Below are 16,385 nucleotides of genomic sequence, written 5' to 3'. Positions count from 1 at the left end.
CCGTGGTCACCCTCCCCCGCACAGCCACGCGCCTGTGCGTCGTCAGCCTCCTCGCCGTCTTCGCCTGTCGCTCGGGCGGGGGCAGCGAGAGCGCGGCGACGCAAGACGCCACCCCCGAGGCCACCCCCGAGGCCAACGCCGAAGCCACGCCCGAAGCCAGCCCCGAGGCCTCGGGCGTGGTCACCAAGACCAAGCCCACGCTCGCGCCCCTGCCCGAGGTCGTGGCCACCGTCGACGGCCACGAGATCCCCCGCAGCGAGTTCGACGCCCGCTACGAGCCCGGCGCGGCGCAGATCCTCGCCCGCCGGACCGACGGAGAGATCCCCGCGCCCTACCAGGCGATGCAGCGCGAGAAGATCATCGAGGAGCTGGTCTGGGCCAAGCTGCTCGAGCTCGAGGCCGAGCGCAGCGGCGTCGATGCCACCCCCGAGGCCCTCGCCGCCCAAGAAGAGAGCGGCCGCCGACACATCCGCGACTGGCCCGCGTGGCTGGCCCGCGTCGGTCAGACCGTCGAGATCCGCCACCAGGCCAACGTCGTCTACGTCCGCGAGCGGGCCCTGTTCGAGGCCCGCGGCCTCACCCTCGAGCCGACCGAGGCCGAGCTCCGGGCCGCCTACGAGGCCGCGCGCGACAAGCTCGTCGCGCCCGCGGAGCTGGTCCGGGCCTCGCACATCCTCATCACCTACGGCCCCCGGGTCGGCGACGAGAAGATCCAGCCGCTGATGCCCGACCAGCGCGAGTCCGCGACGCCAGAGCAGCTCGCAAAGTGGGACGCAGCCGCCAAGGCTCGGGCCGCGGCCCTGCGCGAGGCGGCGCTGGCCCCGGGCGTCGACTTCAACGAGCTCGCGCGCGAGTGGTCCGAGGGTCCCGGGGCGTTCCGAGGCGGCGACATGGGCCTGTTTCCTCGGCGACAGATGGTCGGGGAGTACGCCGAGGCGGCCTTCGCCCTCGAGCCGGGGCAGCTCAGCGAGCCGATCAAGTCGGACAAGGGCTACTACGTGATCAAGTCTTTCGGCCACTACCCCGCCGGGCCTCTGCCCTTCGAGGCCGTGCGCGCCGACCTGGTCCGCGAGCTTCAGGGCCAAAAGTACAAGGCCGCTCTCGCGGCGCTCCAAGCCGAGCTGCATGGCCGGTTCACGGTCGTGAGCCCTGCGCTCGACGAGGCCCGCGCCTTTCGTGCGAAGCCGTGATCTCGACCCCCGAGCGTGTCACTCGTCGCCGCGGGCCAGCGCTCGCGCCCGCCGTTGAAAGCGGCGAAGGTCGCGATCGAGGACCAGCCTGGTGATCACAGGAAAGCGCCCGGCCGCGAAGTAGATCAGCTTCGAGGCCAGCCCCGGGATCACGTGGAAGCGTCGCCGGCTCAGTCCGGCGAGGATCGTCTTGGCCACGAATTCGGCGCTGAGGGGCTTGACCGTGCCCGCGAGCGCGGCCGTCTCGGGCGGCTTGGTCCGGCTCTCCCGCTCGAGCTGCGGCGTGTCGGTGTCGGGCGGAAACACCACGCTCACGCCGATACCGTGCTGCATGAGCTCTTGGCGCAGACACTCGGCGAAGCCCCGGACCGCGTACTTGCTGGCGGCGTAGGCGGTGTAGCCGTAGATCCCGACGACACCGGCCAGCGAAGAGACGATCGCTACTTGACCGCCGCCGCCCTCGATCATCGCGGGTACGAGCGCGCGCGTGACGTGGACGGTGCCGAAGTAGTTGACCCGCATCATCGCGTCAAAGACCTCGTCGGGGGTGTCGAGGAACGCGGCGGGGTGGGCGATGCCCGCGTTGTTGATCAACAGATCGAGGCCGCCGAGGCGTTCGAGCACGCGGCCGACAGCCGCGCCCACGGCCTCACGATCGCCGATGTCGACCGCGACGCCGAACAGGATCTGCGTCGGCGAAGCGGCCCGAGCCTCGAGCTCGGCGATGGTCTCGTCGATCCCCGCCTGACCGCGGGCGGCGATGCACACGTGCGCGCCCTCGGCCGCGAGCTGCCACGCGAGCGCCCGACCGATGCCGCTCGAGCCGCCCGTGATGAACACGCGCTTGTTGGCGAAGGTGCTGGCCACGGTCCAAACGCGCCCGCGGCTCAGGGACCCGCCTGGCGCACGCCAGAGGACAGCTCACCGACGAAGGCCGCGGCCGCCGGCTTGGCCGGAGACCTCACCTCCGGCCTCACCTCCGGCTTGGCCTCCGGCGCTTGGGCCGTCAGGACCCGCCACGCCAGCCGCGGCCGAAACAGCGCGGTCGGGGGCGCGAGGAAGTGCATGGTCTCCACCAGCGCGCGGTAGATCACCGGGTCGTGACTCGCGCCGTCATACACCTTGCCGATGTAGGCGCGCTGGACCCCACCCAATGCAGGCGTCCACCCCGTTGTCTCGGGCCAGCGGTGGGCCTCGTTCGCGGTCATCGTGAACGGCAGCACCGTCGTCCGAGACAAGCGTCGCTGCAGACGCCGCGTTGAGGTGTTGGGGCGGCCACGAAATCCCTTGAACGCGGCGAGCTCCGACGCCTGGATCGCCGAGACGACCATGCCCTGGCCAAAGGTTGGATCGAAGCAACACATCGCGTCCCCGAGCACGAGGTAGCGGTTGGGGAGCCTGAGCATCCGGTCGTAGCAGCGCCGGATCTGCTCGGGGAAGGTTGACTTGCGCAGCTTGCCAATCAAGGTCGCCCCCGCCAACACATCGCTGATGTCCGGGCGAAGCAACGTTCCGGCCCACGCCCGAAAGCCTTCAATGTCCGAGGGCGCATGATCTCCGTGATATCCACAGAGCGTCACCATCACCCGGCCCCCCTCCAGGGGAAACGCGAGACCGAGCCGCTTGGACACTGGCGCGTGCTGGTAGACCCCCACCGCCCCCCTGACGGGCTCGGAGTCCGCCGCAGGCTCGAACACGCCGGAGACATAGCCCATCCCGATCTTGACGCGCTGCTCAGGAACGGCCCCGTACCCCCAGTCACGCAACCAGGTCGTCGACCGGGAGCCGCGCCCGGTCGCATCGACGACCAAGTCGCCGGCGAGCTCCGAACCATCACGCATCCGGACGCCGTAGACTTTGCCGCGCGCATGTAGAGGTTGCTCAATCCCCGCCTCGAAGCGCAGCTCGACCTTGGGGTTTCGCATCAAGCTCTGACGCAGGTGGTGCTCGAGGAAGGGCCGACTCTGGTACCAGGCATCGACCCCCAGCTCCGAGCGCATCTTCCACTCGCCAAACTGGAACCAGCGGAAGGCCGTCCCGAGGTCCTTGCGAAACGACCCGCCGCGAGCGAGCGCATCAAACGCGCCAGGAAACAGCCCATCCATGATCTCCTGCCCCCGTCGGAGCAAGACGTGGGCGTGCCCGCCCTGCGGGACACCGCGGCGCTTGCCCGGCTCGAACCCTGGCTCGGGGTCTCGCTCGAGCACTGTGACTCGGTCGAAATTCTTGGCAAGGGCCGCCGCGGCACACAACCCGGCGATCGATCCTCCCATGACGATGGCGTGGCTCATGATGACTCCAGTGACAGATTGGTAGTGGCCGTCATCGTACCGCAGAGTTCAAAAAAGTCACAGTGTGTACTCCTGCATGCCCCATTTTAACCACACTGTACTACGGGTGCGACAGCTGTATCCAGAGATCGTATTGGGAGTTTTGATCAGAAAGAATATCTCACACCCCGAGCTGCAGGCGACGCTCACGCTCGCTGCGCCTGGGCGGTTGGCTGGGTCCCAAACCGAGGGTTGGAGGCGTGATCAAGTATCCCACGATCTCCTACAGCGTCTCCGCCGCCAGAACGCGAATGATCTTTGTGCCAGTCTAGCTGCTAGAGACGCCACGAGTTCACGGCGCCATTCTCAATGGTGACGATTCGAACATGCAGAGTGACTCACGATACTAAATGTGTACACATGCACACCTCGATTCTCGTCACCTCGCAATTCGAATGTTGGGTTCAAACACCCAGGGTGAAGCCTCGGCTCCAACTGCGCCGTCGCCAGACTGACAAGCAACCACGAGCGCCGCAGCCGCGCAAGCACCGCTGACGATCCCTGCGTCCCGGCCCCTCGCCTGCCCCGCTCCCGAGCGGACGAAGGCGCCGCCCCTCCCCAGCGCCGCTCAGCAGCGCCGAGATACCGCCCCCGGCGCTGCTTGCACTCCCCTCACCCAGCGCTCATCATCCCTGCCGTGGATCCCACCGAGTCCGAGCAAGACCCCGCGCCCGCGCCCGCGCCCGAACCCCCGGCTGACCCGGAAGACGTGTATCCGGACACCGACGAGTTCGCTCGCGAGAAGCGCGAGACGCTGGTCCTCCTTCGCGGCATCGTGCAGGGTCTCGCAGATCCGGCCGAGTCGGATCGCAAGCTCGAGGCCGCGGATCCGACCCTGGTCTACTTCCTGTTTCGGTGGATCAAGAAATACTACCACCGCGATCAGGAAGGCGCCGACATCGTCCGCGCGCGCCTCCGCGAGGTCACAAACGCCAATCGTGGGCTCACACGAAAGGCGAAGGACGGCGAGGTCGATCCAATCGTCGAGTGGTTCGAGGGTAACTACCGCTACCGGGAGCTCTCGGCCGAGCAACTCGTCGATATCGTCGTCGAGAAGCTCGAAGGCTGAAATTCGCCAATTACGAGCCGAGCAGGCGCCGGGCGAGCTCGGCGAGCCAGCGGCCCTCGGCTGAGTCGTCGGCGTCGAGCTCGGCGGCCTGAGCCGCGGCGAGCAGTCGCGAGACCCCGGCGCCGGGGGCGTCGAGCTCGGCGAGCACCCGATAGAGGGTCGCGTGGGGCCGATCGATGCCACGCTCGGCCTGCCAGCGCTCGACCTCGGCCTCGAAGCGGGGATCCCCAGGCAGCGGGCGCTCGTCGGCGGCCGCCGGGCCCAGCCCGTTGATCGCAGAGATCACGAGGTTGCGGCGCTCGCCGTAGGGTATCGGCGCGAGCTCCTCCGGCAACAACGGGCGCCCAAACCAGATGTCCTGGCGACCCATGGCGACCGGAAACTCGATGCGTTGGTCGAGCGGCTCGACCGGGAGGCCGCCGACGAAGCGCACGGGCACGACCGGGGCGCCAGCCGCGATCGCCATGTCGAGGAACTTGCCGCTCATCTTCAGCACGGGGGTCGTGCAGCTCAGCGAGCGTGTGCCCTCGACGTGGACCATGACCGAGCGCCCCGCGCCGCGCATCTCGGCGCCCAGCTCGACGATGATCTTGCCGAGGCTGGCCTTGTCGGCGCGATCGAAGAAGGTGATCAGCTTGGGATCGCGGACCTCGGGGTAGGAAAAGCAGTGGGCGATCAGGCGGCCCAGCCAGGTGTGGCGGTGCTCGATCTTGGCCAGGGTCACCGTCGGCACCTTGATCAGCGCCGAGGCGATGACCGAGAACAGCAGCGACTCGGCGCCGACCTGATGGTTGGCCAAAAACACCGTGCTGCGGCCCTCGATCGCCGCGAAAGCCGGCGGATCCTCGATGACGACCCGACGCACGAAGCGCTCGATCATGCCGTAGTAGAGATCCTCGACGGGCCACGGTCCGCGCGCGAACCACCGCGTCCAAAACTCGCGCACCGGAGAGATGTCGAGCTCGCCGAAGGCCGGGCCGCGGACGACGAGCTCGGCGTCCTCGCGCTGGGTGCTGAGCTCGAAGCGGGTCAGCGGCAGCGCGTCGGGGAGGTGGCGCGGGTGGAGCTCGTGGGCCGCCGCGATGTGCTCCTTGCGCGCGACCGCGTCGGGATCTCGGCTGCCGTAGATGCCGGCGACGGTGCCCGGGAGCCAGTCGCTGGCGTCGAGCTCGGCGAGGCTCAGCGAGGTCTGGGTCGGCCCCGTGCGCGCGAGCGACAGCCCCGAGACGGCCCGGTGATCGCGGAGAAAGGCCCGGCGCTCGCGGGGCGCGGCGCTGCCGAGCCGGCCCTTGGGGAAGCAGGCCTCGACCAGGCGCATGCGACACCAGACCCCCTCGTCACCGATCAGGTGGATCTCGAAGGCCGGGAAGTCGGGGCTGCCGACGACGCCGAAGGGCCGGACCTCGCAGCGCAGGGTGCCGGAGCTCGGCGTCGGGCCGAACAGCTCGAGCTCGGGGATCCAGGCCGGATACGCGACCTTGCCCGACGAGGGCTGCTGGCCGGCGGGCCAGGTCCACGCGTCGAGGCGATCGTGGGGGATGCCGTGGGTCGCGACGTCGAGCAGCGCGGGCGCGAGGCGACCGATCGGGACCTCGCTGTCGACGCGGACGATCGACGACGCGCCCGCGTCCGTGCGCACGAGCTGCTCGAGCAGCTGAAACGCCGGCCCATGAAACAGCTCGCCGTGCTCGTAGGGCAGCGCGATCGGCTCGCCCCTGAGCGGCGCGAGCGGCCGCGGCCGCTCACCGTAGCGCCGCGCGAGGACCAGGCGCCCGCTCGCAACCTCGCGCTCGGACCCGTCAGGCTCGATCACCCGCAGCTCGACGCGCTCGCGATCTCGCTCGATCCGCAGCCGCCGGGCCTCGTCGAGGACCAGCCAGCCCTTGACCCGGACGTCGCGCAGGCCGACGAGGCGCTCATCGGCCCGGGTCGCCTGGGCGAGCAGATCGACCATCGACATCATCGGCAGCGCGGGCACGGTCCAGGTCGGGCAGTGGTCGCGCAGCCAGCTGTCGCGCTCGGGATCCAGCGTGATCGTGCGCCCGTCGCCGACCTCTGCGTCATCGACGATGCGCATGCCGATATTTGATGCCTCGTAGATCCGCTTGCCGTCGACCCACAGCGAGGCCGTCGCGATCGCGAGGGCGCCGCGCTCGTCGCGACCGCGCGAGGTGATCTCGAGGGTCGTCGAGATCACCCGGTTACTCGGGACCACCTGCCCCCGGTACTTCCAGGTCAGCGCCTCACCGCTTGCGATCGGCTCGAAGCGCGGCGCCGCCATGTCGGCGTCCATCCCGAGCTCGAGCATGGTCCACTGCAGCAGCTGGATCATGGCCTCGATGCCGAGCGAGCCGGGCTGGACGGGATCCTGGAAGAAGTGGGCCTTGAAGAACCACTCGTCGGGGTCGACGTCCTTCTCGGCCCGCGCCGCGCCGAGCCCGGCCGCGCCGCCCTCGGGATCGAAGCGGGTCACCCGATCGAGCATCAGCAGCATCGGCCGGGCCATCCGCGCCCGGCCCGGCGTCGCGCGGGTCCCGTCGAGCGCCCAGCTGCGCTCGCTCGGGGCCTCGAGCGCGCGACGCTGCGCGGCGCTCGTCGGCAGCCCGGCCTGATCCTCGAAGGCCGCGGCCGGGAAGAAGCCGAACACCGTGGTCATCGAGTAGACCAGGACCTCGCCGTCGCGGCACTCGACCTCGAAGCCGACGATGATCATCGACGCGGTCTTCGACAAGCTCGTGTTCTTGACCCGGGTCCGGAGCGTGCCCGCGCCGTCGAGCAGCTCGGCGTGGAGCGTGCCCGTGCCGTCGAGGTTGCGGAACATCAGCGACTCGCTCGACGACAGCGCGCAGCCCATGTAGCTGGCCAGCCACCCGCAAGGCTGCAGCGCGGCCTCGAGCAGGACCGCGAAGGGCACCGTGCGGCAGCCGTTCTCGGCCAGGTACCACGGGCCAAAGGCTCCGCCGCCGCCGACGTCCCACTCGACCTCCACGCTCATGCCCGGGCGCAGCTCGCCGATCTGACCGTCGATCGCGACGGCGCGGCTGATGAAGTGGTAGGGCGGGTTGGGCAGACGCGCGACGGTCTCGGGGCTGTCGAAGCGGGCGTAGATCGGCCCGAACGCGGCGGTCGGCCGGCCCTGGGCGCAGGCCAGCATCGAGGGATAGTCGAACGCGAACTCGCCAGCCGTCGCGACCTGCGTGGGGTCCGCGGGCCCGTCGGTGACCAGCGGGTGGCCCTCGTCGAGGGGCCAGGCCGGCACCAGGCTCAGGCCGACGCGCCGGGCATGGAAGGCCTTGAGCCCGTCGACGGTGCACAGCAGATCGGCGTAGATCGTCGGCACGGGGCCCGCGATGACCTCCTCGACGAAGACCTCGTAGCGCAGGTGCCTGGCCTCGGGCGTCACCTGCCCGCGGCAGCTGAGCGCGAAGGGCTCGTCCTGGACCGGCTCGAAGCGCCAGCCGTCGCGGCGGATCGTGTAGCCCAAGCTGGCCAGGAACACCGCCATGGTCTGGAGGCAGCCCTCGAACATCAAGGTCCCCGGCATGCAGGGGTCGTTGAAGAAGTGGCCGTCGAAGAACCAGTGGTCGGGGGTGATCGTCGTGCTCGCGCTCAGGTAGCCCCGAGCCCACGGGCCGCCCCGCGGCTCGAGACGATCGACGCGATCGAAGAACAGCATCCGCTGGCCCTGGATCCGCGGCGTCCGGGTGTGGGTCTTGGCGAAGTCCCAGCCGTCGCGCGCGTCGCCGCCCGCGCCGAAGCAATCCCACGGTCGCCCCTCGCTGAAGGCCTGGAGCTGGGCGGGGCTCAGCGAGCTGTGGGTGCAGGTCAAAGCCGGCGGATCGAGGCGCGGCTCGGGCACGATGTCCTGATCCTCGGGCCGCCACAGGCAGCCCTCGGACGCGGCGAGCTCGGCCGTGGTGAAGAAGCCGGCCTGGCCCTTGCGGACCGACAGGCGCGGCTGGCCGTCGATGTGGCAGTCGTAGTGAAAGAACATCAGCCGGGTGCCGCCCTGCTTGGCGTGCCCGTCGAGGTGGATGTCGAAGGCCAGGGTCTCGCCCACCCGCGGGAGGCCGCCGTGGTAGGTCAGCGTGCACCCGAGCAGGCGATAGACGCGCTCGCCCTGGTTCTCGGCGTCGACCCCGAGGTAGCTGATCAGCAGCAGATCGGCCTGGCCCGACTCGATCATGATGCCGCCGGGCATGTAACCGTCGTGGAGGTACCAGGCGTCGGCGCGGACGTCGGTCTCGGTCCAGATCGTGCCGAGCTTCATCGACATCGGCTCGGCGTCGAGGCCGGTCACGCGATCGGCGAGCAGCAGCGGCGGCTCGGGCATGCGGACCTGCTGCCCGTAGCGATCTTGACCGGCGAAGGCCGGGCCGAAGATGTCCGAGATCCGTCCGCTCGCGTGGATCTCGAGCGCGGCCCGATCGAAGGTCGGCCCGATCGGCGGGCGCGGGCCCGTTTGGGTCGGCGGCGCGAGCTCGGGAGACTTGGGTTTGGGGCGGGGCTGAGTTGGTTTGGGGCGCGCGACTTGGGCGGGTCGCGGCGCGGCGGCGGGAGTCGGCGCGGCGACGGGAGTCGGCGCGGCGGCGGGAGTCGGCGCGGCGACGGGAGTCGGCGCGGCGACCGGGATCGGCGCGGCGACCGAGCTCGGGGCGGCGACCGGGCTCGGCGCGGCGACCGGGCTCGGCGCGGCGACCGGGCTCGGCGCGGCGACCGGTCCGCGGCCCCGGGCGGCCGCGGCCAGCAGACCCATGCTGCGCTCGTGAACGGCCAGGAACTGCTGATGCAGCGCCGCCTGCTGCTCGACGAAGATCCGCTGCTGGTGCCCGAGCTCGGCGAGCTGGGCCTGGACGACCGCCGCGGCTGAGTTCGAGCGCGGCGGCGCGACGGGGCTCGCGGCCGCCGGGGTCGGGCTCGGCGTCGGGCTCGGCGTCGACGTCGGTGCTGGCGTCGGCGGGTGAGCGGGCGGCGTCGAGACCGGCGCGCCCGTCAAGGCTGGCGCGGCGGCGTGGGTGGCCGGCAGCGTCGGAGCGGGAGGCATGATCTGAAGCGACTGCGCGGCGGTCGTCATGGTGGGGTTGGATCCGTGCTTGGGGTCAGACTGTTCGGGGCTGGCGGGGCTCGCCGGGAGCTCCAGGCGCACCGAGGGCGGGTGAGCGTCGAAGCGCAGCACGTGACCCGAGGCCGCGCGCGACGGGGCACGGCTCGTCACGAGCGCATCCGCTGAGCACGGCACGCCCGCGGCGATCAGCGCGGCGGCGGCCTCGACCACGACCTCGATCCCGCCGCCCTTGCGATCGAGGGCCACGACCACGGCGTCGCGGGGACCGAGGATCTCGCGGATCCATCGGCTGCAAGCCCCCTGCGGGCCCTGCTCGACGAACACGCGCACGCCGTCGGCGTAGGCCTGCTCGATCACCGCGCGGAAGTCGAGGCGCCGATCGGCCTGGCCGAGGATCGCCGCGGCGCAGGCCTCGCTGCTCGGCTCGTAGGCGCCCGCGTGCGCGCCCGAGTAGACCCGCAGATCCGCGCGGGGGCGGACGGGTCGCCGATGCAGCTCGAGCCACGCGTCGCGGATCTCGGCGAGCTCGGGCACGTGGACGGCGAGGTCGTAGCCCAGCCGCAGACAGCGAGCCTCGCCGAGCGCCGCCCGGACCCGCGCGCAGCCCTCGGGATCGCCGGCGACGATGCCCTCGTTGTCGTGGTGAATGACCGAGAGGTGGACCCGGGGCTCGACCGCCACGGCGGCCTCGATCTCGGGGATCGGCGCGAGCACCGTCCAGGTCTCCCAGCGAGGATCGTCGCAGGCCCAGGCGCGCCCGACCGCCCGGAGCTCGCCGCCGATCTCCCCCGTGAACACGCCGGACTCGCGGCACGCGGCGACCATCGCGTCGTGGTCGGTCCAGATCCCGCTCGCGAACAGCGAGTTGCTCTCGCCAGACGAGTAGCCGATCAGCGCGTCAGGCCGGAGGCCGAGCAGGTCCAGGCTGACCCGCGCGTGGAGCTGCGACACGAAGGAGCTGGCCCACAGCTGCTGCAGCGGCGAGATGTCGGCGGCGTCTGGCCACGGCGCGTCGAAGGCCGCGGCCAGCTCGGGGCTGCGCGCCGCGAGCTCGCGGCCGAGCTTGGGGATCGCGTCGAGCAGCGGCCGGGCCATGCCCGAGTAGGCCGCGCCCGCGCCGTTGAAGACCAGCGCGAGCTGGCCATCGATCGGCTCGCGGCGCACGAACACGCCGGGCCCGCTCGGGCGCCCGTCCTCGAGCTGACGGCGGGCCCGCTCGATCCTCGCCGCGCGCTCGTGGGGGCCGTGGGCGACGATCACCGCGCGGCACGGGCCTTCGCCCCCGGGTCGTGCGTCGGCGAGCGCGCGAGCGAGCTCGGCCTCGCTCGCGGCCGCGAACACCAGCAGCTCGGGGGCGGCCAGGCGCGGATGCAAGATGAGGTCGGCGCCACCGGACGGACCGGGGACTCGCATGCGCCGTGGTCCGGACCACGGACGAGCGTCGGGCAGCGAGGCGCGACGGCCAGCGAGGACCGCAGCGCACAGATCGCGCAGATCTCCGCCCGCCCAGCTCCGACCGAAGCGCTCGCGCAAGCGGTAGGCCTCGGGCTCGAGGCGCTCGCCCGCGGAGCCGCTGTCTGACAGGTCGGCGTCGAGCACGGCGAGCACGCGCTCGCCCGCGCGCCGGGCCTCGCTCAGACGGCGCAGGACCAAGACCACGGCCGCGTCGCCGGGCTCGGCTTGCTCCTTGCCCGCCTCGACGGCCGCGAGCGCGCTCGCGTGGACCTCCTCGCAGCTGAGGTCGACGGCGCAGACCAACGCGCTGTCGAGCTCACCGTGGCGCAGCGCCCGACTCGCGAGCTCGAGCGCCCGCCGACCCGAGGACTCGCCATCGAAGACCGTGCAGCTGTGGCCGCCGAGATCGAGCTGGGCGTTGATCCGGTTGGCGGGGATGTTGGGCATGGTCCCGACGACCCCCGCGGCGCTCAGCGGGCCGACGAGCGCCTCACGGGCCCGCTCGAGCCACGCCGTGTGCGAGCGCGGCTCGACCCCAGCTTGGCGCAGCTGCTCGGCCAGGCGCCAGCGCGCGCCGTGGCGGCAGATCTCGGCGTCGGGCTCGAGACCCATGAACACGCCGCTGCGCTCGCGCGCGAGCCCGTCGGCGACCGCGCCGCTGGCCTCGCGCGCGGCCGCGAGCACCAGCAGCTGCTGCGCGAGGGTCCGGCGCAGATCGTTGGGTGGGAAGCGGAGGCCGGCGAGGTCGAGCTCGAACTCTCCGGTCCGCGGGTCGGGCTCGCGCTCGCCGAGCAGCGCGTCGGTGAAGGCCTCGACCCCGTGGGCCGACCCCACGATCGCGCCGAGCCCGACGACCGCGAGCGGCTCGGGCGGCGCGACCGGATCCGACGGCGTGGCGGCCAGGCTCGGGTCGTCCTCGCTGACGATCAGGTGGGCGTTGTTGCCACCGAAGCCGAACGCAGACACGCCCGCGATCCGCGGCCGCTCGGGGTCCGCTCGGGTCCACGGCTCGGCCCGGGTCAGGACGCGAAAGGGCGTCTGCGAGAGCTCGGGGTTGGGCGCGTCGGTGTGCAGCGTCGGCGGACGCTGGCCGTGGCGCATGGCCTCGAGCACCTTGATCAACCCGGCGACGCCGGCCGCCGTGATCGCGTGACCGAGGTTCGACTTGAGCGATCCGATCGGGACCTGCGTGTCTTTGAACACCTCGGCGCTGCTGCGCAGCTCGGTCGCGTCGCCGACGACCGTCCCGGTCGCGTGGCACTCGAGCAGCGAGACCTCGCTCGGGCGGACCCCGGCGAGCGCGTAGGCCTGACGCAGCGCCCGGACCTGCCCCTCTTGCGCGGGCGCCAAGAACCCCCGGCCGCGACCGTCGTTCGACAGCCCCACGCCCCGGATCACGCCGTAGATGTGGCGACCGTTTCGGCGCGCGTCGGCGAGGCGCTCGAGGGCGACGAAGCCCGCGCCCTCGGCCGGCAGGAGGCCGTCGGCGTCGGCGTGGAAGGGTCGGCTGCGACCGCTGCGGCTGAGGGCCGAGAGCGCACAAAAGCCGACGTGCAAGAACAGATCGTCGGCCCGGTTGACGGCCCCGGCCAGGGCCAGATCGACGCGGCCGTCGTGGAGCTGATCGCAGGCCAGCTTGATCGCGACCAGCGAGCTCGCGCAGGCGGTGTCGAGGCAAAACACCCCGGGCGCGAGACCGAGCGCGCGCTCGAGCAGCGCCGCCGGGCCGCTGCCCATGAAGCGATTGCGAGGATCGACCGCCGCGCCCGGCTGACCGTCGACGCCGAACCACCGCGACTCGGCGAGGCGGCTCATCTGCGCGATCGGAAACCCGAGGTTGCCGAACACCGCCCCGACCCGCTCGCGCGCCACGGCCCCGCGGCGGCGGTCGCCGGCGTCGTCCAGCGCCGCGCGGGCGCAGTGCAGGACCCAGTGAAACAAGGGGTCGAGCCCGGCGAGCGAGGCCGCGGGCACGGCGAAGCCCTCGGGATCCCACACGCCCTCGAACCCGCGCACGTAGCCGCCGCGATCGCTCCAGGTCTGATCGGCCCCGTCGCCGCGCACGTCGGCGCTCGGCAAGCGCCAGCGGCCCTCGTCGGCCGCGCTGACCATGTCTCGGCCCTCGATGACGAGGGTCCACAGCTGCTCGGGGCTCAGCGCGCCGGGCAGCACACACGCGCGCCCGACGATGGCGATCGGCTCGAAGGACATCATGCCCCTTTCGCGCTCAGGCCCGGGCCCGCGGCGTGACCCGAGGCTGATCCGGCCGCAGGACCAGCTCGGCCCCGCGCAGCTCGGACAGCCGCGCCCCGGCTTGATCGAGGAGCATCACGTCGACCGTCGCGCCCGCGCTGGTCTCACGGCAGCTCGCGACCACCTTCACGGGCCCCTCGGTGACCGGCGCCGAGCCAATGTGGAGCTCGCCGATGCCCATCGGCAAGGTCGCGCCGCCGAGGCGCTCGCGGGCCCACAGCACGGCGAGCTGCAGCCCCCCGTCGAGGGCCGCGACGTCGACCTGCCACGGCTCCGAGGTCCAGCCGGCCCGGCGCACGCCCTTGAGGGTCCCGCTGATCCCGTCGGCGCCGACGCCGTCGAGGGTCTCGATGACCTGGAAGTCGCGGCCATGAAAGAGCACGTCGCCGTAGATCGACGCGTCGCCCCAGGCCCCGAGCGCGAGCTTTGGGGTCTCGCCGCTCTCGATGCTCGGCGCCGAGCCGCGCGCGTCCATCTTGGCCTTGGCCCGGTAGTGCAGCGCCCCGCCCTCTCCGAGCAGCTCGAGCTCGAGGACCACGCCCCGACCGTTGCTGAGCTGGCGGCAGCGCAGGGTCAGGCGGTCCCCCGCGCCCTCGAAGCCGTGGAGCTTGATGCCCCGGAGCACGCGGACGTCGGTGATCGCCTGGAGCTGAAGGTCGGGGCGGAAGGCCCGGGCCATGCGCGAGAACCACTCCATCGCGAGCACGACCGGGACCACGACGACCCCGGCGATGCTGTGATCGGCGAGGTAGGCGTGGGTCCGCCGATCGAGGTGGACCTCGAGCTCGAGCTCCCGGGCCTCGCTGCCCTTGACGAGCAGCGCCTCGGGCCGCGGCTCACCGCCGAGCACGAGCTCGACGCGCTCAGGCTCGAAGCCCGACAGCTCCGTCGCCAACATGTCGGCGCCGACCTCGAGCGGGATCATCGGCACGCCGAGCGCGGCGAAGTGCTGCTCGAGCTGCGGGCTGACCATGCCGCCTTGCCACGGGCCCCAGCCGAGCGACTTGACCAGCGCGTCGGGGCGGCGGCGGGCCTCGGCCTGGGCGACCTTGTTGAGCACCTCGTTGGCCATCGCGTAGGCGGACTGGCCGTTGTTGCCGCAGCGGGCCGAGACCGACGAGAACATGCACAGCACGCGGAGGGGATCGTCGGCGGTCGCCGACAGCAGCGCGCGCAGGCCCTCGACCTTGGTGTTGAAGGCCCAGTCGAACTGCTCGTCGCTGAGCTCGGCGATCAGCTTGTCGGCGAGGACCCCCGCGCCGTGGACGAGGCCGCGGATCGGCCCCCAGTCGCTGCGGACCTCGGCGAGCGCGGCGGCGACCGCCGCGGGCTCGTTGACGTCGACGCTGAGGTAGCGGGCCTCGCCGCCGGCGGCCTCGATCGCGGCGAGCGTGGCTCGGATCTCGCGACCGGCGACCACGGCCTTGACCCGGCGGGCGAGCGACGCGGGCGTCAGCGCCTCGCCCTCGCGCTGGGCCTGGTCGAGCAGCGCGCGCTTGAGCTTGGCGTCCTCGTCGAGGCCCGCGCAGCACGGCGGCTCGGGCTCGAGCCGGCTGCGGCCGAGGAGCGCGAAGCGTGCGCGGGTCCGGCGGGCCCACTCGATGGTGCAGGCCGCGGTGACCCCCCGCGCGCCGCCCGAGACCACGACCACATCGCCCTCGGCGAGCGGCGCCTCGACCTCACTGGCCTCGTCGAGCGGCGCCGCCAGCGAGCGCAGGGTTCGGCGCTCCCCCGTGGCCGCGAGCGCGACCTCGAGCTCGCCGCCACCGAGCAGCAATTCGTCGACGATCACCGCAGCGATCTCGGCGGGGTCGCGCCCGGCGCGATCGATGTCGATCGCGCTCAGGCTCGCGCTCGGCCACTCCTGCTTGGCGGTCTTGATCAGCGCGGGCAGGCCCGCGAGGTAGGCCCGCGCGGGCTCGCAGGGCTCGAGGCCGAAGCCGCCGCCCGTGTCCTGAACCGTGACGAACAGGCCGCCTTGACTGGTCAAGCGCGGCGCCAGGGTCCGCGCGAGCGCGAAGGCCTCGCGGTTGATCGCGATGGCCTCGGCCTCGTCGGCGACCTCGCGCAGGCCGCCGAGGAACACGACCGCGGGGGCGTCGGCCGGGACCGTGTCGCCGCTGCGCGCCCGCAGCCCGCGGGCCTCGAGCTCGCTGACCAGGGCGTCGGTCAGCGCTTTGCCGGCGCCGGTCACGAACACGCCGCCGGGCCCGTGCAGACCCGGCTGGGCCAGACCGACGGGCGGCGCGGACACGAGCTCGAGGGCGTAGCGACCGAGCGCGGGCGTGGCCCCGACGCTCGCCGGCCTTGGCCCTGCGCTCGCCTCCGACGCCGCGGGCCCAGCCGCGTCGCCGCCCATCAAGCCGCGCATGTACTCGACGATCTCGCCCAGCGTCCGCAGCGTGCCCATGTGGCCCGCGTCGATCTGCGGCAGCCCCGGGACCTGCTCTTGGACCGCGGCCAGGATCTCGACCCGCTTGATCGAGTCGATCCCGAGCTCCGCCTCCATGTCCATCGACAGCTCCAGCATCTGCTCCGGGTAGCCGGTCTTGTCCGCGACCACCGTCAGCATCAGCGCCTCGAGATCCACCCCCGGCGCGCTCGCGGCCGCCGCCGACGACGCCCCTGCGTCGCCGCCCATCAAGCCGCGCATGTACTCGACGATCTCGCCCAGCGTCCGCAGCGTGCCCATGTGGCCCGCGTCGATCTGCGGCAGCCCCGGGACCTGCTCTTGAACCGCGGCCAGGATCTCGACCCGCTTGATCGAGTCGATCCCGAGCTCCGCCTCCATGTCCATCGACAGCTCCAGCATCTGCTCCGGGTAGCCGGTCTTGTCCGCGACCACCGTCAGCATCAGCGCCTCGAGATCTACCCCCGGCGCGCTCGCGGCCGCCGACGACGACGCCCCTGCGTCGCCGCCCATCAAGCCGCGCATGTACTCGACGATCTCGCCCAGCGTCCGCAGCGTGCCCATGTGGCCCGCGTCGATCTGCGGCAGCCCCGGGACCTGCTCTTGAACCGCG

6 protein-coding genes are annotated in these 16,385 nt (G+C 72.1%); 2 read left to right on the top strand and 4 right to left on the bottom strand.

Translation table 11 applies throughout. The features are described 5' to 3' along the window. The first annotated feature begins 2 nt into the window (after window positions 1-2). The gene (locus ENSA5_RS31455; RefSeq protein WP_106395417.1) at window positions 3-1,190 is read left to right on the top strand and encodes a peptidylprolyl isomerase; all 1,188 of its coding nucleotides are present in this window, start codon (window positions 3-5) and stop codon (window positions 1,188-1,190) included. Between the two features lie 18 nt (window positions 1,191-1,208). On the opposite strand, the gene ENSA5_RS31450 is transcribed toward ENSA5_RS31455, so the two are convergent. Both ENSA5_RS31450 and ENSA5_RS31445 read right to left on the bottom strand, forming a co-directional pair. Next, entirely contained in the window at window positions 1,209-2,057 is an 849-nt protein-coding gene (locus tag ENSA5_RS31450) for an SDR family oxidoreductase (protein ID WP_181198356.1), read from the bottom strand. Between the two features lie 20 nt (window positions 2,058-2,077). Next, window positions 2,078-3,481, bottom strand: a complete 1,404-nt coding sequence (locus ENSA5_RS31445; RefSeq protein WP_106395415.1) for an NAD(P)/FAD-dependent oxidoreductase — start codon at window positions 3,479-3,481, stop codon at window positions 2,078-2,080. 676 nt (window positions 3,482-4,157) lie between these two features. On the opposite strand from ENSA5_RS31445, the gene ENSA5_RS31440 reads away from it, so the two are divergent. Then, entirely contained in the window at window positions 4,158-4,589 is a 432-nt protein-coding gene (locus ENSA5_RS31440; RefSeq protein ID WP_106395414.1) for a hypothetical protein, read from the top strand. A 10-nt stretch (window positions 4,590-4,599) separates the two neighbouring features. Here ENSA5_RS31440 and ENSA5_RS31425 read toward each other — a convergent pair whose 3' ends face one another. Next, window positions 4,600-13,323: a beta-ketoacyl synthase N-terminal-like domain-containing protein gene (locus tag ENSA5_RS31425; protein WP_181198355.1), complete on the bottom strand. Its 8,724-nt coding sequence runs from the start codon at window positions 13,321-13,323 to the stop codon at window positions 4,600-4,602. A gap of 13 nt (window positions 13,324-13,336) precedes the next feature. Next, the coding region (locus tag ENSA5_RS31420; protein ID WP_146156318.1) for an SDR family oxidoreductase at window positions 13,337-16,385 on the bottom strand (3,049 nt) is incomplete at its 5' end.

The sequence above is a fragment of the Enhygromyxa salina genome (assembly GCF_002994615.1).
Classification (GTDB): domain Bacteria; phylum Myxococcota_A; class Polyangia; order Nannocystales; family Nannocystaceae; genus Plesiocystis; species Plesiocystis salina_A.
Note: the sequence above shows the minus strand (reverse complement) of the source record. Positions and strands in the feature narration are given on the sequence as shown.

Coding starts and splice junctions, on each gene's coding strand:
- ENSA5_RS31445 (WP_106395415.1), bottom strand. CDS start 3,481: ATGAGCCACGCCATCGTCATGGGAGGATCGATCGCCGGGTTGTGTGCC.
- ENSA5_RS31425 (WP_181198355.1), bottom strand. CDS start 13,323: ATGATGTCCTTCGAGCCGATCGCCATCGTCGGGCGCGCGTGTGTGCTG.